Here is a 21,861-nt window from a genome sequence, read left to right as displayed (position 1 = left end):
AAACTTTTCATATTATGCAGGTTGGAGTTCTATTCAACTTCGATATATCCTTAGGTTTTATTTATCAATCTTTCCAGATTTTAGGGCTTTAAATATTCATCACGACTTTTTCGATAAGGCTCATCAAACGCCACAAACATCTGCTCCTGTCTGGCTTCCTCAATCCATTGCTGCACGGATGCCAAAGACAATATCTTTTGCATATAGGCCTGGCTTGACGCCGATAATGGCAGCTTAAAACACTCAAAGCGCATCACCACAGGCGCATAGAATGCATCAGCAAGGCTAAACTCACCACATAAAAAGCTGTCCTCAGCTGGACGTTCAGACCAGATTTGCTCAATCCGTGCCACATCTGCACGGAGCTGGGCATTGTCCGCCCCAAGCTGCCTGCCAATATGTGCCAAATCTGCTTCAACATTCATTGGACACAGATTGCGTAAGGTCTGGAAACTGCTGTGCATTTCGGCACTGATGCAACGCGCCCTTGCCCGTAATGTTTTATCCTGCGGTAACAGCGCCTTTTCGGGGTGTTGCTCAGCCACATATTCACAGATGGCCAGACTGTCCCAAACCACCAGTTCCCCATCCACCAGCACGGGAACCTTACCTGTTGGGTTCAGCTTTAAAATTTCTGTCTTAAACTGGCTATCCGCTTCAAAGCTGTCGAATTGAACCCAATGTTCCTGAAAAGAAATACCCGCCTGCTTTAATAAAATCCATGGACGCATTGACCAGGTTGAATAGTTTTTATTGCCAATCAATAAGGTGTACATGCTTATAATTTTCCTTTAAATGCCGTGAGTTGTTGTAATAATTCGTTCTTTTTAAATGCGCCTGTCAAACGGAGCGGACGGATTTCCTGTTGTTGCAGATTCAGGAATAGGTAGGTCGGTGGACCTAAAATATCCCATTGATTGAGCAGTGCCTGATGTGAGGCATCATAATGGCTTAAATCCAGTTTAATCAAATAGTAGGGAGCCAAAGCCTGTTGCACCTCAGCATCCTTTAAGATGCGATGTTCAATCGGCTGACATGCCACACACCAGTCGGCATACACGTCAATAATCATACCGCGATCTTTTGGCGCATTGGCCAGAATCTGCTGAAATTCATCGGCGGTTTGTGCTACATGCCATTCCGCCAGTTTCTCTGCCTGTACTATGCTCAGGTTTTGCATATGCTGATATTGGTTAAAGGCAAGAAACGGAATTGCAATGATGAGCAGCAATGCATACAACCACTGCAACTGTCCCTTTTTCACAAAAAGGCGGTACACAGCATAACCAATAAAGGCCAAACCTAAAAATAGGCTAAGGAGCTGAACTGCCAACTCTGGCAACAAGGGACGAATAAAATAAATACTCAGTGCCAGCATCAGAAAGGCGAAAATCACCTTAATCTGGTGCATCCACTCACCCGCTTTCGGCAAGGCTTTTGCACCTAACACGCTGGCAAGCAACAGTGGAATCCCCATGCCAAAACCCAGCGTAAACAGCAATAATGCGCCCTGCCACTGGTTTTGGGTCTGGGAAATAAACAGTAATGTTCCCGCTAGAGGAGCGGTCATACATGGCCCGACCAGCAAGGCGGAGATCATACCCATGACACTGGCGCCAATCAGTGTCCCACCCTGCTGTACCGACTGCATATGGTCCAGCCGATTAAGCAGTTTTTGCGGTAGCTTGATCTCAAACAGGCCAAACAGGTTTAAGGCGAACAGTACAAACAGCAGGCTAAAGGCAACCAGTGTGGCAGGCTGCTGCAACCAGCGCTGGAAGTTCAGTCCAGCCGCCGAGGCAATCAGGCCAAGCACCGCATAGACCATCGCCATACTCACCACAAAGGTCAGTGCAATTATCCATGCCTTGACCCCTTTATGCTCACGGATAATCAACGAGGTGAGAATCGGCAGCATCGGCAACGAACACGGTGTAAACGCCAGTAAAATACCCAAACCCAGAAACAACAACAGGCTATAGGCAAGGGAATGCTGTTCCAGCGTGCTTGACCATTTCTGGTCTTGCGCCATGCCAGTTGAATTGTTGGAAGATACAGACACGGTAGCATCTGATGTTTCCACCCTGTCATTTGCGGCTGTCTGGGCATTTAAGGCGTTGGCAGAACGGGCGACATCCAGAAAGCGTTTTTGTGAGTTTAAACCTGTATTTTCCACACTGACCAAGCTATCGGCATCGGTCTGGAACTCAATGTTTTGCGGTGGATAGCAGATACGGTCTTTGGCACAGCCTTGCCAGCTCACCCGATAATGTTGCGATGCCTGTGTAGCAATACTGAATTCAACCTGCTGGTAATACACTTGGGTATGACCAAAATTCTCATCATACTGGTCAACCGCCTTGGGTAAATTCAAGGCGACCGCTTTATTACCCTGCTGAACTTCAAATTTGTGTTGATACAAATAATAGTTGGGCTGAATGGTCCAGTGCAGACGCGCTTCATTGTTTTTGGTCGATTCAACCGAAAATGTAAATGCCTGTTCTGGGCTGAGCAATGGCGCTGAAACATTGTCCTGGGCATGGATGACCGTCCCACATAACAACAGTAAACTGCCAAGAAAATAACGGATCAGCTGGAAACTGTAGCCGCCCTGAACACACTTTTTCATTATGTTTTCTCTGCTGTCTCTCCAGCACTCCCTATGAGGTCAACAGGAATTCAAGGGAGGCACATGGAGAGAGGTTTGATTAGAATAGGACAGAAACGCCAAAACCACCGTTGTAGCTTTTGCCACTGCCATTTAAATCGACCCCGACACTGGCATCCAACTGGGCACGGTCATTGATGGCATAAACCAGACCTGTACCTAGGCCATATTCATAGTCCTGGCTTTCCGCCTTACGGTAGATAAATTCTGAGAAACCCGACAATTTACCCGCAATTTTATAGTCAATGGTCGGAACGGCGGTGACTGCCCAATCACTGTTCTGCGCCTCATAACGCATGGTAATGGAGGTACCAACCAAGTCACTCAGCTCATACGCCACTGCCGAAGTCAGGCTATAGATGTCGTCATGTGCAGTGAACTCGTCATTGCCCGTTGCAATAACCGCCTCAGCCAGCAAGGCCATGCTTAAACGGTCATCCTTGAGGTCAATGGCCTTTTTCAAGCCAATGCTGACATCACCCAAACCATGGATTTCCTTTTTCATGCCCGCATATTTATTTTGCTGCCAGACAGGTCCCTGCCAGCCCAACTGGAGTTCAAGGCCATCGGTTAAACCTGTACGCAACAGCATGTCAGCATTGAGCGTCAGGGTTTTGTCTTTTGCCCCAGCGACATTGTCCTGCTGATAGCTAACAGAGGGCAATCCCTGTTCCCAGGCCAGATGGCCCACTGGTGTAATCCCCGTGCCCATGCCAGCCCCAGGGCGATCAAAAGAAAAATCCGCCGCAAAAGTTGTACTGACCATCATTGAGGCTGCAATAAAGCCCAATGTTTGAAGTGTTCTCATCATTCTCCCCTTTTTCATTCTACTGGCTAGGCTTATGCCGTTAACTCTTTTGACATTTTTGCGCCATGGCGACGTAGCAATTCTAGTGTTTCACGCTCTTCCTGCAAGGACTCTGACCAGTCAATTTCATCAAAATCGCAGTCAAAGAATAACTGGCTAATGGATGACAAAATGGTGAGACCCTCTTCATCGCGAGTATTCGGATCCACCTTTTCATCCAGTAGACGCTGTACCACAGGCACACAGGCTGAGCTTGCAGCATCCCACAGTGGCCCATAAAATTCCTCGGCATCCCATAAATGCAGGTTTGCCTTGGCCTGAATCAGCGCCTCTAAAATCTCCAGATAAACTTTCAGTTGCTGTTGCTTCTCTGCCTCAGTAAACGGTTTGCCAGCCTCGTAGGCCTCACAGACATTTTCCCACCAGACAAACAGGCCATCACATAGAATGGAAACAGGAAATCCATGCTCTGGATCAATAAAGTTCGGGTCAAGCCCATCAGCAAGTAAAGACTGCACCTGGTCCAGATCGAGTTGTTGTATGGCTTGCACCAAGGCCTGCTGTTGCTTACTTAACATGACCAGCTCTCACAATATTTGAATGGCTCTATTATGCCGAATATCCCAACAGGATTTTATAAAACGGCTCAAAAATCATGTATAAATTTGATACACACATAAAAAAAGCCCACTTTGGGCTTTTTTTATGCATATCTGCCTATGCTTCTTTGAGATCTATGTCGTCATCGACATCAACATATTCTGGCAAGCCACCACGGTGATGGTCTTTTTTCTCATATAAATGTTCCAGGCTGCGTTTCAGCTTATCAATCGCACCATGAATGGATGCATCAATATTGGTCGCTTTATGCGTTACCGCAACAGGTTTTAGGCCTGCTGGACGAGCCTCAATCATGCAACGCTTGTCATGATCGCCCGATTTCTCCCCATTTTCATCACTAATATGAACCGAAAAATGTGTAATACGTTCGCTATAACGTTGGAATTCTTGCGTAAGTTCTGCACGGACATAACTGATTAAACGTTCGCTACCATGAATGTTCTTATCTGTACGGATTTCAATATTCATAAATATCTTCCTCTCTTTTCTAGTGAGACGGTGCTACAAAACTTTGTTATCTGGCACACTTTGAGCATGCATTCATTCAGTGCAGTTGTATATTCTGATTATGTAAATGCCTGTGGTCTCCTTGCTTTGCATCGGTTGCATTTTAGTCGTGGAGAAGATCTTCTATCATTCCAATATCTGTCTTTCATCACAAATATGCAAGCTGATTTTTGACATTTTGATGAAAACCTGATCAAAAAGCTGCCTAATACCATCTCATTCCTGATTTGCCGTTCCATACAAATCTTTTGAGCATTTGGTCAAATTTGGCTTTATTTTTGCTTAATACCCTGTATGCTTTACACGCCTTTTTGGGGGGAGATTTTTAAATGCAATTGAAGCAGCTTACAGCGGCATGTTTATTGGTATCTACGGCAGCTTTCGCCCAGGCGAAGCCGATCTGGCAGGATTTCAGCCTGACGGGTTTATACGGTGAAAATTATGAAGTTGTTGATGAGCAACAGACAACTGTAACCGTTGAATATGCGGCAAAAGTAAAATATGCCGATGTATTTTTCTTTATGGACCGCATGCGCGGTGGCGACGACCATAAAAGCACCTATTTCGAACTCTCTCCACGTTTAAGCCTGGGTGAGATTTCTGGTCAGAAGCTTGCCTTTGGCCCAATCAAAGATGTGTTGGTTTCAACAACATGGGAAAGCAATAACGATGACTTTTCCAGTTTTGACAATTTCTTATACGGCGTAGGTTTTGACCTTGCGATTCCATATTTCCAGTATGCGAACGTGAACTTCTACCGTGCCAGCAATGAAAACACTGCTGATGACTATCAAATGACCATTGCCTACGCATTGCCATTTAAACTGTCAAATGAGGATTTTCTGGTGGATGGCTTCCTTGACTGGTCTACAGGTGAGAAAGATCACGCCAGCGAGCTGAACTGGACCACCCAGTACAAGTGGAATGTCGGCAAGCACATTTCACCAGAAACACGCCTGTATCTAGGTATTGAACATTCGGTTTGGAATAACAAGTTCGGTATTAAAGGTAGCGATGAAAACAATGTCAGCGCCTTGGTTAAATACCACTTCTAAACAGTCAATATGTTTAAAAACAGCAAGCTCCGTCTTGCTGTTTTTTTTGTAATCACGCATATTCGGAATATGTGAACTTTCTTTTATTTTCTCATGTCATTCGGTCTTAAGCTTGCAGCACACTCCTTGAATCCCCGTTATCAGATTCGTTTTGCCACAGTGGATGATTTAGCACAGATTCTCGCTATTTATAATCATGAAATCCTCACAGGTACAGCCAACTGGAATGATCAGGCAATGAGTCTAGAACAATACCAACAACGCTTTCAAAACATGCAACAACAGCAATTCCCAATGATTGTGGTTGAAGATCAACTCAATAACAAAGTTGCTGGTTATGCCTATTACTCAGCCTTTCGGGCGATTAGCGGTTATCGTCAAAGTATCGAACATTCTGTTTTTATTGTCCCAACCCATGCACGCCAAGGTTTGGGTAAGGCCCTGATGCAACAGTTGATCCATCTCGCAACACAACAAAACATGCATATCATGGTGGCTGCGATTGATAGCGAAAATACAGGTTCTATTGTCCTGCATGAACAGCTTGGCTTTATCCAGACAGGCTATATGCCACAGGTTGGGCAGAAGTTTGGTCAATGGCGTGATTTGGTGTGGATGCAATTACAACTTTCAACTACTCAATAAAAAAGCCTCTTTCGAGGCTTTTATTAAATCGCCACCAGTTCCCGAATCCCCTTTTCAGGCATTTCTGCCCCTTGCCCCTGTGCAATCACCTGCCCCCGTGCCATCACGGTGTAGGCATCCGCCAGTTCTTCGGCAAAGTCATAAAACTGTTCCACCAAGACAATCGCCATTTCCCCCTGATCCGCCAGTTTACGAATCACTCGGCCAATATCTTTAATGATGGAGGGTTGAATCCCCTCCGTTGGTTCATCCAGAATCAGCACACTTGGTTCAGAAGCCAACGCTCTGGCAATGGCGAGCTGCTGTTGCTGACCACCCGATAAATCACCACCACGACGGTGTTTCATTTCATCCAAAACAGGGAAAATTTCATAGAGATGACTCGGTACTTTTCGGGTTTTTGCGCCTGAAAATTTTGCCATGCCAATCAGGATGTTTTCCTCAACGGTTAAGGTTGAAAAAATATCCCGCCCTTGTGGGACATAGGCCAAACCTGCACGTACCCGTTGCTCAGGTGACATCTTGGAAATGTCTTTTCCATCTAGCAGAATCTGCCCTGACTTGATCGGTAGAATCCCCATCAGGCATTTCAGCAAGGTGGTCTTGCCCACCCCATTACGTCCCAATACCACACTGCATTCCCCGACAGGTGCCTGAAAAGACACATCACGCAGAATATGACTGCCACCATAAAACTGGTTTATTTCTTTCACTTCCAACATGGCAGTCTCCTAGCGTCCCAAATATTTTTCAATCACATCTTCATTGGCCTGTACCTCTGCCAATGTCCCCTCTGCCAAGATCGCGCCCTGTGCCAGTACCGTGACCTTTTCGCTGATGGTATCAATAAAGCTCATGTCATGTTCCACTACAACAAGCGTATGATTTTTCTTGAGTTCCAGACACAGTTCAGCCGTACGCTCGGTTTCCGCATCGGTCATGCCTGCAACGGGCTCGTCTAATAAAATGAGCTTCGGACGTTGCATCAACAACATACCAATTTCCAGCCACTGCTTTTGACCATGTGACAATAGCCCTGCTGGTTTTTGCACAAATTCCTTTAAGCGAATCTGTTCCAGTGTTTCATCCAAGGCCAACTGTGCTTCAGGATCTAAGCGAGAAAATAAGCTTTTCTTCACTCGTTTATCTCTGGGTGCAGCCAACAGCAGGTTTTCCATTACGCTGAAATTTTCAAACACGGTCGGTTTTTGGAATTTACGTCCAATCCCTGCTTCGGCAATTTGCTCGGTACTCATTTTGGCAAGATCGTAATTCTGCCCAAAAAATGCCGTACCTGTGGTTGGGCGGGTTTTGCCTGTAATCACATCCATGAGCGTGGTTTTCCCTGCACCATTTGGTCCAATGATGCAACGTAATTCACCCTCTGCGATATACAGAGATAAATCATTCAATGCGCGGAAAGAATCAAACCAGACACTGACTTTTTCCAGATACAAGGCAATGCCATGACTAAAATCCGCGCCTTGGGTTTTGGCACGGCCATAGCCCTCACCAAGTTGACCGCCATGTTGAGCTGAGTTGGTTAATAAATCACTCATTCGCTGCGCTCCTTTTTAAAACGGTCAAACACACCAATTACACCTTTCGGTAGGAACAAGGTCACCACAATAAATAATGCGCCCAAGATCAATAACCATGCTTCTGGTGCTGCCACGGTAAAATAGGTTTTCACCGCATTAATCAAACCTGCACCGAGAATCGGTCCAATCAAGGTGCCACGCCCCCCAGCGGCAACCCACACTGCCATTTCAATCGAGTTGACTGGATTCATTTCACTTGGGTTGATAATGCCAACCTGTGGCACATACAACGCACCTGCGATGCCTGCGATCACCGCAGATAATACCCACGCCGATAATTTGTACCACAGCGTGCGATAACCCAAATATTGCAAACGGTTTTCGCTGTCACGAATCGCCCCCAACACCCGACCATAAGGACGGTTCATCAGTTGACGCAAGCCAATAAAGCACAGCATCAACACCAAAGCGGTGACAAAGCATAAACTGGCACGCATTGGCGCAGAGGTAATGTCAAAACCAAGTAAGGTTTTAAAACCTGTAAAACCATTATTGCCACCAAAACCTGTTTCATTGCGGAAGAACAAGAGTGCCGCAGCAAAGGTCATGGCTTGGGTAATGATGGAAAAATATACGCCCTTGATTTTGGAACGAAAGGCAAAGAAACCAAAAATAAAGGCGACTAATGCAGGGATGAGTAACACCAGAATCATTGCCCAGACAAAATGTTCAGTCCCGACCCAATACCACGGCAATTCCGTCCAACTCAGGAAGCGCATAAAATCAGGCAGACCGTCACCTGCCGATTGGCGCATCAGGTACATGCCAAAGGCATAACCGCCCAAGGCAAAATATAGACCATGCCCCAAACTTAAAATACCTGCATAGCCCCAGACCAAATCCAGTGCCAGCGCAACCAACGCCAGACACATGATCTTGCCGATCAGGGTAATCCAATACGCTGACAGATAAAATGCCGAATCAGGAGATAACAGATGTAACCACGGCAAAGCCAGTAACACCGCAAAACAAATGGCAATGGCGATTGCGCTATAGGGCTTATCTGCAAATAAAGAAGTGATTTTCATTGGCTTACTCCACAAAACGGCCTTTGATGGCAAACAAACCTTGTGGACGCTTTTGGATAAACAAAATCACAAGAACCAACAGAATAATTTTGGCTAAAACCGCACCTAAACCAATCTCCAACACTGTACCGCTGATACCCAGTCCTAATGCTGCAAGTACCGCACCCCAGACCTGCCCAACACCGCCCACCACAACGACAAGGAAAGCATCAATGATGTAGTTTTGTCCGAGGTCAGGGCCGACATTACCCACCTGCGCCAAGGCACAGCCTGCCAGTCCAGCCAAGCCAGAACCCAGACCAAATGCCAGCATGTCGATTCGTGCAGATCGAATCCCCACTGCACGCGCCATTTGACGGTTTTGCGTCACTGCACGAACAAATAAACCAAAACGAGTTTTATTGAGTAAAAAGACCAGCAGCAGCAATACCGCAATGGTAAAGCCAATAATTGTGATACGGTTATACGGCAGCATCAGACTTGGTGTAATTGCAATCCCGCCACTCAGCCATGCCACATTGGACACCTCAACATTTTGTGCGCCAAAGATCATGCGAACCGCTTGCATGAGGATCAAGCTTACCCCAAAAGTGGCTAATAAAGTTTCCAGTTGGCGACCATACAATGGACGAATCACTGTACGTTCAATCAACATGCCAATTAAGGCACTGACTAGGAATGCCGCTGGAATTGCTGCCAGTAAATACCAATCCACCACGCCAGCAAAATGGGTTTTAAAAAAGCTTTGCACCATATAGGTGGTATATGCTCCGATCATGATCAGCTCACCATGGGCCATATTAATGACCCCAAGCAAACCGTAGGTAATCGCAAGACCAAGAGCAGCTAAAAGTAAAATACTGGCGGTACTCAAACCTGAAAAGATATGCCCAGACCATTCACTGATTTGAATGCGGGTTTTAATTTTGTTTTGTGCTTCGACCAAAGCCGCTTTTAATGTCGCATTGTTTTGGGGTTGTTCTAGGCTTTGATTAATCAATGCCAATACATCGGGACGGTTGGAATCTGCCAACACTTTCACCGCTTCGATTTTGGTAAATTCATCTGGGCTATTAAAATCCAAACGTGCCTTAAGTTGTGCGAGACGTGCTTTGACCGCTTCACTCTTTTCATTGAGATACAACTGTTTTACCGTTGCAACATCCAGCTCATCCAGATTGTTTTCTAAAATATCCACCGCAGCCAAACGCTGCGAAGCATCATCTGAGTTGAGTTTGGCTTTGGCCTGTCCAAAATTCAGCGCCTTACGCAAGGTATTGACCAAGGTCACTTGAGACAAGTCTGATGGCCAGGTTTCCAAAACTTGTTGTTGTGGGTAACTTAAGAGTTTTTCATCGTTTTTTAAGATATAGGTATTGCCTGAACCATCCGTATATAACTCATTTTGGTCAATATACGCCACCAACTGATCCAGTTGTTCAATACTGGCAGGCCATTGATTCAGCATGGCACGGCGGGTGGCAAAATCTGATTTAACAAAAGTTTGGATCGCATCCTGAGAAGTTGTAGACGTCACGGTTGTTGCGGATGTGGCTTCTGCCCATGCAGGACTCAAAATCATCTGTGCCATGATGCAGAGCAGTGCCAAAACATAGTGTTTCGCCATAAGACTCCCCTTATATTTTCTATTTAAACAAATCAATCAAAAAATAAAACCAAGAAAAACCTGCTGCCGAAACAGCAGGTTGTATGAGCAAGTTATTTAGGAATATAAGGGCTCCAAGGCTCTGCTTTAATCGTTTCAGGTGTTTTGTAAACCACGTCGAATTGGCCATCACCACGGATTTGCCCGATCATCACAGGCTTATGTAGATGGTGATTTGTTTCATCCATCTTGAGCGTATAGCCCGATGGTGCAGCAAAGGTTTGACCTGCCATTGCATCACGGACCTTATCAACATCCGTAGAACCTGCTTTTTCAACCGCCTGCTTCCACATATTGATACCAACATAGGTGGCTTCCATTGGATCGTTGGTCACAACCTTGTCGGCATTCGGAAGTTTGTATTCCACCGCATATTGCTTGAATTTATTAATAAAATCGGTATTTTTCGGATTCTTCACTGACATGAAATAGTTCCATGCCGCCAAATGACCCACCAGTGGCTTGGTATCAATACCACGTAGTTCTTCTTCACCGACAGAGAACGCCATCACTGGAATATCAGAGGCTTTAATACCCTGGTTACCCAATTCACGGTAGAACGGCACGTTTGAATCACCGTTGATGGTGGAGATCACCGCAGTCTTTTTACCCGCAGAGAATTTTTTAATATTGGAAACGATAGTTTGATAGTTGCTATGACCAAATGGTGTGTATTCTTCCATAATGTCTGCATCAGCAACGCCTTTAGACTTCAGGAATGCACGCAGGATTTTATTGGTGGTACGTGGATAGACATAATCCGTGCCGAGCAACACAAAACGTTGTGCCTTGCCGCCCTCATCGCCCATTAAATATTCCACCGCAGGAATCGCTTGCTGGTTCGGTGCTGCACCTGTATAGAAAATATTTTTAGATTGTTCCTGACCCTCATACTGCACTGGATAGAACAACAGACCATTCAGCTCTTCCACCACAGGAAGCACCGATTTACGTGATACTGAAGTCCAGCAACCGAAAATTACCGCCACTTTATCCTGGGTAATCAACTGACGCGCTTTCTCTGCAAACAACGGCCAATCCGAAGCTGGATCAACAATGACTGGTTCCAGTTTCTTGCCAAGTACCCCACCATTGGCATTGATTTCATTAATGGTCATCAAGGCGGTATCTTTTAATGAAGTTTCAGAAATCGCCATTGTGCCTGAAAGTGAATGTAGGATCCCCACCTTAATCGTGTCACCACTTGCGGCTGGTGCTGCCGCCTTGGTTTCTGTTTTTGCTGCTTCTGTTTTTTCGGCTGGTTTAGAACAACCTGCCAGACCTACCCCCATCATGGCTGCCATAAGAACGGACATTGATAATTTATTTTGCATCTTGTTTCTCCCCACACATGGATATTGTGATTTTTACTGAGTGGAGTTATTCAATTTCTATGCCAACAATTTAACACATTGTTTTATTTATATTTTATTTAAAATTGTTCGACAATCACAGCATCTTGTATACAACATTGCATACAAAAAATACGTGGTGAACTAAAAAGGTGCGGATTCTTTAAATGATTTTCTAACACATTAATATTCGATTATGTTAGGCCAATAGCCTGTAACGAGTGCGCCCATAATTTCCTGATGATGGTAAATGTAATCTGGTTCTTCCAACAAAAATTGTAAATAATCTGCAACAACTGCACGCTGTTCAGCATTAAATAAGCTAAATTTTTTTCTCTATCAACAGATAGATGTATCAACCTAAAAGTAAGGTCATGTAAATAATCACCATTTAAACTCGCCAACAAAAATGCAGGCAAGTGGAATAGCATACCCTGAGCATCAAAGAATGATAGGCTGCTGTTACAGCGATTCAAGTCATTAGTCGAAATGTCATGCCAATTTTTTATTACAAAAAACAACTAACCTAACGCACCGCTCGAACATAGAAAGTATCATTATATTTATAGTAAGGATGGGAGTAATCATTCCCGAAATGCACATACCATGCCGTATCAACGTTGCAATCATTCACAGAGGATGACCAATATACTCGACTATCACCTTGTGGTTGAAATAACACTTTCTCAGGATAACAACCATCTTTTATTGTCTCCAATTCCTCACGAGTAGGCAACCGCCAATCACTAAATCCAGCCAATCTCAAACTTTGACAAGCATGATTTGCATCATCCCAGTTAAATTCTTGGGCATCCCCTATACACTGCCCATTTATCCATTCTTGCCCAATACTTATCCTAGCCCATATAAGACCTGTGTTTGGATCAGTCCATATACCTTGATCAAGTTCATTTATGCCCATATTAGACATGTATTTATCCTCTTATTTTTTTTATTTGTTCATCACACCGCAATATCCGCTAAATTACCTTTCTGCTCCAGCCAATGCTTACGATCCGCCGCACGTTTTTTCGCAAGTAACTTATCCAGCAAACCTGCCGTCAAGTGAGCATCATCCAGATCGAGTTGTACCAAACGACGCGTATTTGGGTCCATCGTGGTTTCACGCAACTGAATCGCATTCATCTCGCCCAAACCCTTGAATCGGGTAATCTGCGGATTTTTATTGCCCTTGACCTTTTTCAAGATGGTTTCAAGCTCATCATCATCCAGCGCATAATGTACATCCTTACCAATATCAATACGATAAAGCGGTGGCATCGCCACAAACAGATGACCATCCTCAACCAGGGCTGGGAAATGCTTTACGAATAATGCACATAATAAAGTGGCAATATGTAGGCCATCCGAATCGGCATCGGCAAGGATACAGATTTTGCCATAACGCAATTCTGAGAGATCGTCACTGCCAGGGTCAACCCCAATGGCGATGGCAATATCATGCACTTCCTGCGAAGCCAACACTTCATCCGAAGACACTTCCCAAGTATTCAGAATTTTTCCACGGATTGGCATAATCGCCTGAAAATTCTTGTCGCGTGCCTGCTTGGCACTGCCACCTGCCGAATCCCCTTCCACAATAAACAGTTCACTGTCTTCACGGGTCAAACCCACACAGTCTGCCAGTTTTCCAGGCAGGGCTGGACCAGCCACAATCTTCTTACGTTCAACCTTTTTCGCCGCCTTTAAACGACGGCCAGCCTTGGCAATCGCCATTTCAGCCAGTTGCGTTGCAATTTCAGCGTGTTGATTGAGCCATAAGGCAAAGGCATCCTTGGCAATATTCAAGACAATATTGGATGCTTCACGACTGGATAATCGTTCCTTGGTCTGCCCCGAAAATTGTGGTTCCTGAAATTTCAGCGACAGGATGAAATTCACCCCATCCCAGACATCTTCGGCAGAAAGTTTCATATTACGCGGCAATAAATTGCGTAACTCGCAGAACTCACGCAAGGCCTCAGTCACACCCGAACGTAAACCATTGACATGCGTTCCACCCTGCGCGGTTGGAATCAGGTTGACATAACTTTCCTGAATCTGCTCACCACCCTCCACATTCCAGCAAATGGCAAATTCACAGGCTGCACGTTCAGCCTGACCACTGCTGACAAAAGCTGGATCAGGCAAAATCTCGCGATCTTCCAGTTCATCCATCAGATAATCGACCAGACCATTTTCAAACTGCCATTCAATTTTTTCGTTATTGATCTTATCGTCATAGATAATTTTTAAGCCTGCCGCCAACACCGCTTTGGCTTTTAAATTATGCTTGAGGGCTTTTAAGGCAAATTTTGGGCTGTCAAAGTACTTGGCTTCTGGCCAAAAGCGAACCGTTGTGCCTGTGGCACGTTTTGCCACTTTCCCCTCCAGGACCGATAAGGGTGCCACAGGTTCACCCTGCTCAAACGCCATCTGATACAGATTGCCCTGACGCTGTACCGCCACCTCAACCCGTGTGGATAAGGCATTGACCACGGAAATGCCCACACCATGCAGACCACCAGAAAACTGGTAGTTATCGGTACTGAACTTTCCGCCTGCATGCAGCTTGGTCAGAATAATTTCGATCCCGCTTTGTCCATATTCAGGATGGATATCGACAGGCATGCCACGACCATTATCTTCAACTGACAAGGAACCATCTTCATATACCGTGACACAGATCTGGTTGGCATGCCCTGCAAGTGCCTCATCCACCGCATTGTCAATCACCTCCTGCGCCAGATGGTTTGGCCGTGAGGTATCGGTATACATGCCTGGACGACGACGAACAGGATCTAAACCAGAAAGAACTTCAAGGGATTGTGCCGTGTATTGTGTCACTTGGTCTGACTTCCTTATTGGAGGGCTGCCGATAAAAATTCGATAACTAAGGGTAGTTTTTCTTCAAAATCATCCATTGCATGATTACCATCCACATCAGTTAAAATCAACGAGGAGGGTTGTGCCGCACTATAATAACGTTGTGCCTGACGATAATCCAAGACTTCATCACCTTGTTGCAACAGCACCAGAATTTTATCAGCATGATTTAACTGGGTGTTGGCAATGGATTGTAGTTGCTGCAATTGATCAGTATCAAGTGTCCAGGATTCAGTCACCTTGAGTGGGATTTGCTCAATTCCAAACAAATCCTGAAACAGTTGCCATGGTTGCATGGCTGGATTGATCAGTACAGCAGGACATCCATATTTTGCGACAAAATATGTCGCATAAAATCCCCCCAAACTACTTCCAACCAATACCACTTGGTCACGTGGCAGAATTTCGATCAACCCAGAGATTTTTTGCAGCACCTCATCAGGTGATAGGTTCAGATCGGGCAAATGCACCTGAAACTGACCGTGGTTTGCACAATATTGTCTCAATTGCTGCCCTTTTTTAGACATGGGGTTACTACGGAAACCATGTAGATAGATAATTTGCATATGCACCAAAATAGACAGCAGCTTGACTTATAGTGAAATAAATCACATTATTAAGCACAACAGTTAATCAAACAACAATATAAATTACATATAAGCTTCATATTGTCGGACACAAAAAACGATACTGTATTCCGTTCATCAGTATTCTAAAAAAATTACTTATGAAAGACATAAGATGTAAGCGTTTGTTGTAGTTTATCTAAACAGTATTAAACTAAATAACATCAAACCTTCGGTATATACAAAAGGATGGGGAAATTAATATGCCAAGTTTAACACCTCTGCATGAAACCTACTGTAAGTGGGACCGTACACCCCCAAGTCAGGCAGATGTTCTGGAAGGTTTGGCACAACTTGTGAGCACCAGTTTGAGTGGCGTTCATGAATTGGTGCAGTTGGTACAAACTGAAGTGTTACGGACTACACTCGGTTTAAGTGCTCAGAAAGCCAGAAATTTACAAAAACTTCCACAATTACAAAAGTTTTATCATTTCTCTTATGATGCCATCCAGAAATATGGTCGCTGTTTTCTTGCACCAAGTCTGCGCGGTATTATTGAGAGATTCCCAGCCCTACATGACAAGCCACTGACCCCAACCCTACATTTCGTGGTGGGGGCGCTGAATGGGATCTTTGGGGACTTTTTCCTGAAGCAGCACAACCCCATGGCTTTGCCAATGGTGCTTTATGATCATTATGGATCACTACAGCAAGGCGAGCTGACTGGACGTGTGGTGATTTTGGCCCACGGCCTGTGCATGAACCATTTAACCTGGTCCAACCAGCGTTATGGCGGTATTGGTGAGCGGTTGCTGGCACAGCGTGACAACAACACCATGCTGTACCTGAACTACAATACAGGACGACGCATTTCCGCCAATGGTCGTAGTTTTGCCAATACACTTGAAGATCTGGTGCAACGCAATCCACGCATCACCAGTATCGACCTGATTGGTCACAGTATGGGTGGGCTGGTTTCACGCAGTGCCCTGTTCTATGGCAAACAGAACCTTTATCAATGGGTTCATATGGTCGAGAATCTGGTTTGCATCGGTTCACCACACCATGGTGCAGCACTTGAGCGTTTCGGTTTTGTATTGCAGGATAAGCTTGGCGCTTTCCCGTTTATCAACCTGATTGGCCAATTGGTCAATATCCGTAGTAACGGGATTCTGGATCTACGCTATGGCAGTGTCCGTGATGATGACTGGGAGCATAATGACGCACGTATCGGGTTTGCAGACGACAACCGCAAACCTGCGCCATTACCTTCTCATATCAACACATTCCTGATCGCGGGAACACTGGAGTTTGAGAAGTTGCGTAACAAGGCACTCAAGGTGATTGGAGATTCACTGGTCAGTGTCAAGAGTGCTTTGGGAGAACATCCAAACCCTCGTTTCCAGCTTAAACTGCCCGAAACGCATAAAGCTGTGTTTTATGGACTGAATCACTTCGAGATTCAGTATCATTCCAGTGTTGCGGAACAAATTACCCGCTGGTTATATCCTGAGGTTGGCGAAGTGATTGAAGAAGGCGTTCAAACACATATGGTGAATGTGCCACACAATTATACTTTCGAAGACCTCGATGGAATTGTTGAAACCTAAAGTAAAAAGCTCGGCTATGGCCGAGCTTTTTTATTTAAACTAGACGATATTTTCTAAACAACTGCCATAGGCAAATCAGCAAAATCAGGCTGAAATAAAGCAACGACCAGACAGGCAATGACTGACCCAAAAAAGTCCAGTCAATAGCAGCACATTCACCTGATCCTGAAAGAACTTCCTTGAGCACCGCTTTCATTGGCAGGGCATCCACCAGATAGTCCAGACCAGGGCCACAGCTCGGCACCTTGTCGGGTGGCAAGTGCTGTAGCCATACATGACGCGCCGCCACAGCAACCGACCAGCCAATCGACAAGGTCGCCAACAAGGCATAAAAACGTTTAAATGCTGTTGAAATCGGGTTATGGATAAATGCAACCAGTGCAATCAAGCCCATTCCAATCAGGCCGATACGCTGGAAAATGCACAGTGGACAAGGTTCCAGCCCTTGCACATGCTCCAGATACAACGCAAATGAGATACCAATAATGCTAGCCAACACCAACACGGCACTGACTAAACGGTAATTCCATCGCATGGGAAATCCTCTAAAATATTAACGGTATTGTGCAAGATATTGTTCAAAACTCATGTGGTGATCTTGTTCAAGTTGCGCCTGTTTTTGCAATGAAGTTTGTGCCAACTGTTCAAAATACTTTTTTCTTTCAGTACTTAAGCGGTGCTGATCATAACTGCCCACATGCTGCTGCGCCATAACACTACCAAAGCTCCACGTCCCGCCATGTTGCAAGGTATCCGTAATCACATGTGCCGACAGTGTATCTTCAACATGGTTTAAACGTTGCTGCATGACTTGAACGGCATCCTGATACAGTGGTGTGCCATCCACCTGATCCAGCATGACCGCACAGGCCTGAATCGCATTTAAATGACGCTGTGCCCAATCCTGAAATGGTACTGTGGTCTGTCCCACTACAATTCTGGCATCGGCTGCACGTCCACGATTGACCACTTCGGTTTGGTTTTGGTCAATCTGTTCCTGTTCATCGGCAAATAGGTCAGGGCTTTCATTCAATAAGCAGTAGAGTGCCAGACTTTCCAGAAAGCCTGCCGTGGTTTCATCAATACCAATTGGACTATAGGGATTGACATCAACGGCACGAAGTTCAACATAGCCCACACCACGGTCTTTTAATGCCTGTGATGGGGTTTCACCCGCCTGAGGCACCTGTTTTGGACGAACCAGACTGTAGTATTCATTTTCAATTTGTAGCACATGGTCATTGATTTGAATAGGTTCGCCCTGTTCATCATTTAAACCTAAATTGGTAAATTCAGGATAAGGGGTATGCACCGCTTTTTGTAATCCATCAAGATAATCGTGTAGATCGTTATAATGAATGCCCAATTCTTTTTGTGCTGAATTTTGGTATCCCAAACGCCCCATGCGTAATGCGGTTGCCTCAGGTAAATATAAGGTGCCCTTGACCAGCGGTTGTAGATGATGCTCACGGCCTGTCAGGAAACAGCGGCATACCGATGGGCTTGCCCCCAACAGATACATAACCAATGGGGTAAGTCGAATAAAGTTCCGAATCAGGCCAAAATAGCGGTGGCTACGGTAATCTTGTGGACTGAGTTGTTTTAATTCTGGATTGCTTTCATGTTGCTGCAAGCTGGCAAATAGCTGGTCTGGAAAAGACAGGTTGTAGTGCACCCCTGAAATGGTCTGCATACGGCGACCATAGCGCACACCCAAACCACGGCGGTACAGCGTTTTAAAACGACCAATATTCGATGTGCCATACTGCGCCAGCTTAATATTTTCCTCGTTGTCATCCAGCATACATGGCATTGACAGTGGCCATAAGCGTTCACCATCTTCCAGCTGCTGATGCACAACACTGTGAATATCCCTGAGTTCATTTAACGCGGCGGCAATGGTGGTTTGCGGTGTGGTGATGAACTCCATCAACGCTTCGGAGTAATCTGTGGTGATATGTGGATGGGTCAGTGCCGAGCCCAAAGCTTTTGGATGGTTTTTTTGTGATAAAAATCCATTGCTTTGCATACGCAAACTTTCACGCTCTATACCACGCAGCATCCCCTTGAATAGCGAGGCATCTATCCACGTTGGTATCACAGAGGAGGAAAGTGTGCTGGGTTGATTCATATATATGCTCGCTTGTTCAAGATCAGCCGACCAACGTAATGGCAACGACTTTGTCGAGTGGATTGGGATTTGAATAATACCTATCCTTTCGACTCAGCCAATTATAACGACAATTATGGCCTAGTCACCTGATTGTATTGGTTTAGCCTGGCAATTTTTAACACAATCCGATTATATAAAACACGCTGAAATTGTGATTTTATTAAAAATAAATCTTCCGATGGATATCCACCCATGCAAGCGCAAGACATTCTTGATTTCTGGTTTGATCCTGACCACCGTTCACTCTGGTTCGCAAAAAGTGATGAATTTGATGCAAAAATTCGTGAGCGTTTTCAAGCAATTCATCATCAGGCTACCCAAGCCGAACTGTGGTCATGGCGCAAGACTGCCGAGGGACGCTTGGCAGAAATTATTGTACTGGATCAATTCTCCCGAAACCTGTATCGCGACCAGGCTCAGGCCTTTGCCCAGGACAGCATGGCACTGATGCTGGCACAGGAAGCAATCAGCCTGCAACTGGATGCCCAGCTCAGTCCTGAACAGCGTTCGTTCCTGTATATGCCGTTTATGCACAGTGAATCAAAGCTCATACATGAGTTTGCACTCAAGCTGTTTCAACGACTGGGCAATGAAATCAATCTCAGCTTTGAGAAAAAGCATAAGCTGATTATTGACCGTTTTGGGCGCTATCCACATCGCAATGCGATTTTAGGGCGAAGCTCAACCGCAGAGGAACTTGAATTTTTAACCCAACCGAACAGTAGCTTTTAGGGCCATCTTCCCAAACCCTGAAAAACAGGAATTGCATATGAAAACCTTATTGATGTGCACACCGCTCCTTGTCGCACTGACATTTACAGGCTGTGCCACCGTCCCATCGCAACCCAGAACATTTGACCAGCTCGGACAGTTCACCGCTTATCCATTAAATGACAAAACTTACCGTGTGGGTTTCCAGGCCGATCGTAATTTGAGTTATGGTACAGCCGAGGAGATCACTTTGTTAAAGGCGGCACAAACCACGGTCAGGAATGGTTTCCGATATTTCAGCGTTGTGGATGATCCAAGCAACGCCCGCCACAAGGCCCAGCGTCAGGCGGTAATTTATCCAGCACCGTCCTATTACCCTTATGGCTACTATCGTCGTTACCCAGCCTTTTGGCCCGATCCATTCTACGATATGCCTCAAGTGGTCAATATTGATCCAGTTCAAGTGTCGTATACTATTGAGTGTTTTAAGACACAGCAGCAATCGCCCGACGCATTTGATGCTCAGCTCATTTTGCAGTCCCTTGGGCCAAAATATGGACTGAGTCCAGCGGGAGATGTGTTGCAGCCGCCTGCGCCACCACAAGGCAAACAGTAAACTAAAGGATGACTAAATGAATTCAGCCGAAGAAATCCATGTTCCAAGCCTGCAAAGAAGCAAATACTTCGCCACCATGGCCCTGATTATCGCCGTGATGTCGTGGATTGGCTTTATGGTTGCGGCACATTTCCTCCCTGAATATAAATGGCTCATCCATATTTTCATGCTTGGCGCAGAGGCGGGTGTGGTCGGTGGACTGGCAGACTGGTATGCGGTCACGGTGTTGTTCCGCAATCCTTTTGGGAAAATGCCGTTACCGAAACTGTTGCGTGACCATACTGAAATCATTCCGAGAAACAAGGCACGTATCGCCGAGTCTATGGGCCGCTTTGTACAGGAAAACTTTTTATCGCCACAGATTGTTGAGCGCAGCCTAAAAAATGCCGATATGAGTCTGGCGGTGGGTCAATGGCTGGCCAATCCGCACAACAACAGGCAAGTGGTGCAGATGATCCAGCATACTGTACCTAAGATCTTTGAGTTTGTGAGTCAGGACCAGATTGCCTACTTTGTCCAGAACAACAGTGTGCAATGGGTACGCAGCACCAAGATCAACAAGCTTGCCAGCGAAATGTTACGTGCCGTTCTGGAAAATGACTTCCATCAGGATGTGCTACAGCGTGGCCTTGATCTGGCCCATGAATGGATTGTGTCGCATCCTGAAGAGGCACGCGACCTGTCACGCAAACTGTTTCAGGAACTGGGTGTCTGGAAACTTGCCAAAGGTGCAAGCTGGATCGGCATTGATGTACAGCAACGCACCATTGACTCACTGATTGAAAAGGTTGAGTCCATGCTGGCCAACCCTGAACATCCGTGGCGGCAGGACATTGAAACCACCACGCATAACCTGATGTTGCAGCTTGCTGATAGCAACAGTGAAGCCAGCAAACGCTTAAATCAGGGCAAGGATGATGTACTGGATAGCCCACAGGTGCTGAATTTTATCAGTGGTGCAATAGCCATTCTCTGTGATGCGATCAAAACCGATTTAATGCAGGCAGATTCAGGCATTGCCAGCAATTTACAGGCGGCATTACAACAGTTGGGCGAAAGCCTGATTCAGAATGAAAAAGTACGTCAGGTTCTGAATGAAAAAATGGTCGGTTTGGCAACCAACTTCAGTGAGCAGTATAGTGACAAGATCATCCGTTATATCAGCGAACGTATCCACGAGTGGGATTCACGGGAAATGATTGCCAAAATCGAAAGTGAGGTGGGTGGTGACTTACACATGATCCGCGTCAATGGTGTGATTGTCGGGGCGTTTATTGGCTTGGCGCTGGGTGTGATTCGTGCCATTGTTGAGAATGTTTTATAAATAGCAACATAACGATGGGGAGAA

The 21,861-nt window shown here is 45.5% G+C and carries 22 protein-coding genes; 6 read left to right on the top strand and 16 right to left on the bottom strand.

The window, feature by feature from the left end; all coding sequences use genetic code 11:
- Positions 1 to 80: 80 nt before the first annotated feature.
- The 5 genes from QLH32_RS11540 to QLH32_RS11520 form a co-directional block, all read right to left on the bottom strand.
- Positions 81 to 776 carry a glutathione S-transferase family protein gene (locus QLH32_RS11540; RefSeq protein WP_283266351.1) on the bottom strand — a complete coding sequence of 232 codons (696 nt, stop codon included), beginning with the start codon at positions 774 to 776 and terminating at the stop codon, positions 81 to 83.
- 2 nt (positions 777 to 778) lie between these two features.
- Positions 779 to 2,629 carry a protein-disulfide reductase DsbD gene (dsbD, locus tag QLH32_RS11535; RefSeq protein WP_283266350.1) on the bottom strand — a complete coding sequence of 617 codons (1,851 nt, stop codon included), beginning with the start codon at positions 2,627 to 2,629 and terminating at the stop codon, positions 779 to 781.
- Between the two features lie 79 nt (positions 2,630 to 2,708).
- The gene (locus QLH32_RS11530; RefSeq protein WP_283266349.1) at positions 2,709 to 3,476 is read right to left on the bottom strand and encodes a transporter; all 768 of its coding nucleotides are present in this window, start codon (positions 3,474 to 3,476) and stop codon (positions 2,709 to 2,711) included.
- Between the two features lie 32 nt (positions 3,477 to 3,508).
- Positions 3,509 to 4,054 carry an ankyrin repeat domain-containing protein gene (locus tag QLH32_RS11525; protein ID WP_279960914.1) on the bottom strand — a complete coding sequence of 182 codons (546 nt, stop codon included), beginning with the start codon at positions 4,052 to 4,054 and terminating at the stop codon, positions 3,509 to 3,511.
- Between the two features lie 139 nt (positions 4,055 to 4,193).
- Positions 4,194 to 4,565 carry an HPF/RaiA family ribosome-associated protein gene (locus QLH32_RS11520; RefSeq protein ID WP_267981295.1) on the bottom strand — a complete coding sequence of 124 codons (372 nt, stop codon included), beginning with the start codon at positions 4,563 to 4,565 and terminating at the stop codon, positions 4,194 to 4,196.
- 368 nt (positions 4,566 to 4,933) lie between these two features.
- Between QLH32_RS11520 and QLH32_RS11515 the strand changes: the two genes are divergently transcribed.
- Complete coding sequence (locus QLH32_RS11515) at positions 4,934 to 5,659, top strand: outer membrane protein OmpK (RefSeq protein WP_283266346.1); 726 nt, start codon at positions 4,934 to 4,936, stop codon at positions 5,657 to 5,659.
- Between the two features lie 93 nt (positions 5,660 to 5,752).
- Positions 5,753 to 6,304: a GNAT family N-acetyltransferase gene (locus QLH32_RS11510; RefSeq protein ID WP_283266345.1), complete on the top strand. Its 552-nt coding sequence runs from the start codon at positions 5,753 to 5,755 to the stop codon at positions 6,302 to 6,304.
- A 23-nt stretch (positions 6,305 to 6,327) separates the two neighbouring features.
- On the opposite strand, the gene urtE is transcribed toward QLH32_RS11510, so the two are convergent.
- From urtE to QLH32_RS11470, 9 genes are all read right to left on the bottom strand, one after another.
- Positions 6,328 to 7,026, bottom strand: a complete 699-nt coding sequence (gene urtE / locus QLH32_RS11505; protein ID WP_283266344.1) for an urea ABC transporter ATP-binding subunit UrtE — start codon at positions 7,024 to 7,026, stop codon at positions 6,328 to 6,330.
- Positions 7,027 to 7,035: 9 nt separating this feature from the next.
- Positions 7,036 to 7,863 (bottom strand): urea ABC transporter ATP-binding protein UrtD, encoded by an 828-nt coding sequence (urtD, locus tag QLH32_RS11500; RefSeq protein ID WP_267981301.1) that lies wholly within the window; start codon positions 7,861 to 7,863, stop codon positions 7,036 to 7,038.
- The gene (urtC, locus tag QLH32_RS11495; protein WP_283266341.1) at positions 7,860 to 8,933 is read right to left on the bottom strand and encodes an urea ABC transporter permease subunit UrtC; all 1,074 of its coding nucleotides are present in this window, start codon (positions 8,931 to 8,933) and stop codon (positions 7,860 to 7,862) included. The genes urtD and urtC overlap by 4 nt, the downstream gene beginning before the upstream one ends.
- A 4-nt stretch (positions 8,934 to 8,937) precedes the next feature.
- Positions 8,938 to 10,560, bottom strand: a complete 1,623-nt coding sequence (gene urtB / locus QLH32_RS11490; protein WP_283266340.1) for an urea ABC transporter permease subunit UrtB — start codon at positions 10,558 to 10,560, stop codon at positions 8,938 to 8,940.
- A 92-nt stretch (positions 10,561 to 10,652) separates the two neighbouring features.
- Positions 10,653 to 11,933: an urea ABC transporter substrate-binding protein gene (gene urtA / locus QLH32_RS11485; RefSeq protein ID WP_283266339.1), complete on the bottom strand. Its 1,281-nt coding sequence runs from the start codon at positions 11,931 to 11,933 to the stop codon at positions 10,653 to 10,655.
- A gap of 212 nt (positions 11,934 to 12,145) precedes the next feature.
- Positions 12,146 to 12,427, bottom strand: a complete 282-nt coding sequence (locus QLH32_RS19825) for a hypothetical protein (protein WP_349307075.1) — start codon at positions 12,425 to 12,427, stop codon at positions 12,146 to 12,148.
- 50 nt (positions 12,428 to 12,477) lie between these two features.
- On the bottom strand, positions 12,478 to 12,882 hold the full coding sequence (locus QLH32_RS11480) for an Lcl C-terminal domain-containing protein (protein WP_283266338.1): 405 nt from the start codon (positions 12,880 to 12,882) through the stop codon (positions 12,478 to 12,480).
- Between the two features lie 32 nt (positions 12,883 to 12,914).
- The gene (gene parE / locus QLH32_RS11475) at positions 12,915 to 14,798 is read right to left on the bottom strand and encodes a DNA topoisomerase IV subunit B (protein WP_283266337.1); all 1,884 of its coding nucleotides are present in this window, start codon (positions 14,796 to 14,798) and stop codon (positions 12,915 to 12,917) included.
- 14 nt (positions 14,799 to 14,812) lie between these two features.
- Positions 14,813 to 15,403, bottom strand: coding sequence for a YqiA/YcfP family alpha/beta fold hydrolase (locus QLH32_RS11470; RefSeq protein ID WP_283266336.1), 591 nt, complete (start codon positions 15,401 to 15,403; stop codon positions 14,813 to 14,815).
- 263 nt (positions 15,404 to 15,666) lie between these two features.
- Here QLH32_RS11470 and QLH32_RS11465 point away from each other — a divergent pair, with 263 nt between their 5' ends.
- Positions 15,667 to 17,013, top strand: coding sequence for a PGAP1-like alpha/beta domain-containing protein (locus QLH32_RS11465; protein ID WP_283266334.1), 1,347 nt, complete (start codon positions 15,667 to 15,669; stop codon positions 17,011 to 17,013).
- 34 nt (positions 17,014 to 17,047) lie between these two features.
- Here the strand turns inward: QLH32_RS11465 and QLH32_RS11460 are convergent, their stop codons facing one another.
- A complete protein-coding gene (locus QLH32_RS11460; RefSeq protein WP_283266333.1) occupies positions 17,048 to 17,548 on the bottom strand; it encodes a disulfide bond formation protein B in 501 nt (166 codons plus the stop codon).
- 18 nt (positions 17,549 to 17,566) lie between these two features.
- Positions 17,567 to 19,144, bottom strand: coding sequence for a glutamate--cysteine ligase (gene gshA, locus QLH32_RS11455; RefSeq protein WP_283266332.1), 1,578 nt, complete (start codon positions 19,142 to 19,144; stop codon positions 17,567 to 17,569).
- 234 nt (positions 19,145 to 19,378) lie between these two features.
- On the opposite strand from gshA, the gene QLH32_RS11450 reads away from it, so the two are divergent.
- From QLH32_RS11450 to QLH32_RS11440, 3 genes are read left to right on the top strand one after another with little or no spacing between them, the layout of a single operon-like run.
- Positions 19,379 to 19,918 (top strand): DUF924 family protein, encoded by a 540-nt coding sequence (locus QLH32_RS11450; RefSeq protein WP_283266331.1) that lies wholly within the window; start codon positions 19,379 to 19,381, stop codon positions 19,916 to 19,918.
- Positions 19,919 to 19,955: 37 nt separating this feature from the next.
- On the top strand, positions 19,956 to 20,513 hold the full coding sequence (locus tag QLH32_RS11445; protein WP_283266330.1) for a CC0125/CC1285 family lipoprotein: 558 nt from the start codon (positions 19,956 to 19,958) through the stop codon (positions 20,511 to 20,513).
- A gap of 16 nt (positions 20,514 to 20,529) precedes the next feature.
- The gene (locus QLH32_RS11440; RefSeq protein ID WP_267981315.1) at positions 20,530 to 21,837 is read left to right on the top strand and encodes a DUF445 domain-containing protein; all 1,308 of its coding nucleotides are present in this window, start codon (positions 20,530 to 20,532) and stop codon (positions 21,835 to 21,837) included.
- The last annotated feature ends 24 nt before the right edge of the window (positions 21,838 to 21,861 follow it).

Source organism: Acinetobacter corruptisaponis (assembly GCF_030053775.1).
In the GTDB taxonomy this organism is placed as follows: domain Bacteria; phylum Pseudomonadota; class Gammaproteobacteria; order Pseudomonadales; family Moraxellaceae; genus Acinetobacter; species Acinetobacter corruptisaponis.
Note: the sequence above shows the minus strand (reverse complement) of the source record. Positions and strands in the feature narration are given on the sequence as shown.

What these genes read in the sequence shown, in the direction of transcription:
- QLH32_RS11540 (WP_283266351.1), bottom strand. Translation starts at nt 776, where the DNA reads ATGTACACCTTATTGATTGGCAATAAAAACTATTCAACCTGGTCAATG.
- dsbD (WP_283266350.1), bottom strand. Translation starts at nt 2,629, where the DNA reads ATGAAAAAGTGTGTTCAGGGCGGCTACAGTTTCCAGCTGATCCGTTAT.
- QLH32_RS11530 (WP_283266349.1), bottom strand. Translation starts at nt 3,476, where the DNA reads ATGAGAACACTTCAAACATTGGGCTTTATTGCAGCCTCAATGATGGTC.
- QLH32_RS11525 (WP_279960914.1), bottom strand. Translation starts at nt 4,054, where the DNA reads ATGTTAAGTAAGCAACAGCAGGCCTTGGTGCAAGCCATACAACAACTC.
- QLH32_RS11520 (WP_267981295.1), bottom strand. Translation starts at nt 4,565, where the DNA reads ATGAATATTGAAATCCGTACAGATAAGAACATTCATGGTAGCGAACGT.
- QLH32_RS11515 (WP_283266346.1), top strand. Translation starts at nt 4,934, where the DNA reads ATGCAATTGAAGCAGCTTACAGCGGCATGTTTATTGGTATCTACGGCA.
- QLH32_RS11510 (WP_283266345.1), top strand. Translation starts at nt 5,753, where the DNA reads ATGTCATTCGGTCTTAAGCTTGCAGCACACTCCTTGAATCCCCGTTAT.
- urtE (WP_283266344.1), bottom strand. Translation starts at nt 7,026, where the DNA reads ATGTTGGAAGTGAAAGAAATAAACCAGTTTTATGGTGGCAGTCATATT.
- urtD (WP_267981301.1), bottom strand. Translation starts at nt 7,863, where the DNA reads ATGAGTGATTTATTAACCAACTCAGCTCAACATGGCGGTCAACTTGGT.
- urtC (WP_283266341.1), bottom strand. Translation starts at nt 8,933, where the DNA reads ATGAAAATCACTTCTTTATTTGCAGATAAGCCCTATAGCGCAATCGCC.
- urtB (WP_283266340.1), bottom strand. Translation starts at nt 10,560, where the DNA reads ATGGCGAAACACTATGTTTTGGCACTGCTCTGCATCATGGCACAGATG.
- urtA (WP_283266339.1), bottom strand. Translation starts at nt 11,933, where the DNA reads ATGCAAAATAAATTATCAATGTCCGTTCTTATGGCAGCCATGATGGGG.
- QLH32_RS11480 (WP_283266338.1), bottom strand. Translation starts at nt 12,882, where the DNA reads ATGTCTAATATGGGCATAAATGAACTTGATCAAGGTATATGGACTGAT.
- QLH32_RS11470 (WP_283266336.1), bottom strand. Translation starts at nt 15,403, where the DNA reads ATGCAAATTATCTATCTACATGGTTTCCGTAGTAACCCCATGTCTAAA.
- QLH32_RS11465 (WP_283266334.1), top strand. Translation starts at nt 15,667, where the DNA reads ATGCCAAGTTTAACACCTCTGCATGAAACCTACTGTAAGTGGGACCGT.
- QLH32_RS11460 (WP_283266333.1), bottom strand. Translation starts at nt 17,548, where the DNA reads ATGCGATGGAATTACCGTTTAGTCAGTGCCGTGTTGGTGTTGGCTAGC.
- gshA (WP_283266332.1), bottom strand. Translation starts at nt 19,144, where the DNA reads ATGAATCAACCCAGCACACTTTCCTCCTCTGTGATACCAACGTGGATA.
- QLH32_RS11450 (WP_283266331.1), top strand. Translation starts at nt 19,379, where the DNA reads ATGCAAGCGCAAGACATTCTTGATTTCTGGTTTGATCCTGACCACCGT.
- QLH32_RS11445 (WP_283266330.1), top strand. Translation starts at nt 19,956, where the DNA reads ATGAAAACCTTATTGATGTGCACACCGCTCCTTGTCGCACTGACATTT.
- QLH32_RS11440 (WP_267981315.1), top strand. Translation starts at nt 20,530, where the DNA reads ATGAATTCAGCCGAAGAAATCCATGTTCCAAGCCTGCAAAGAAGCAAA.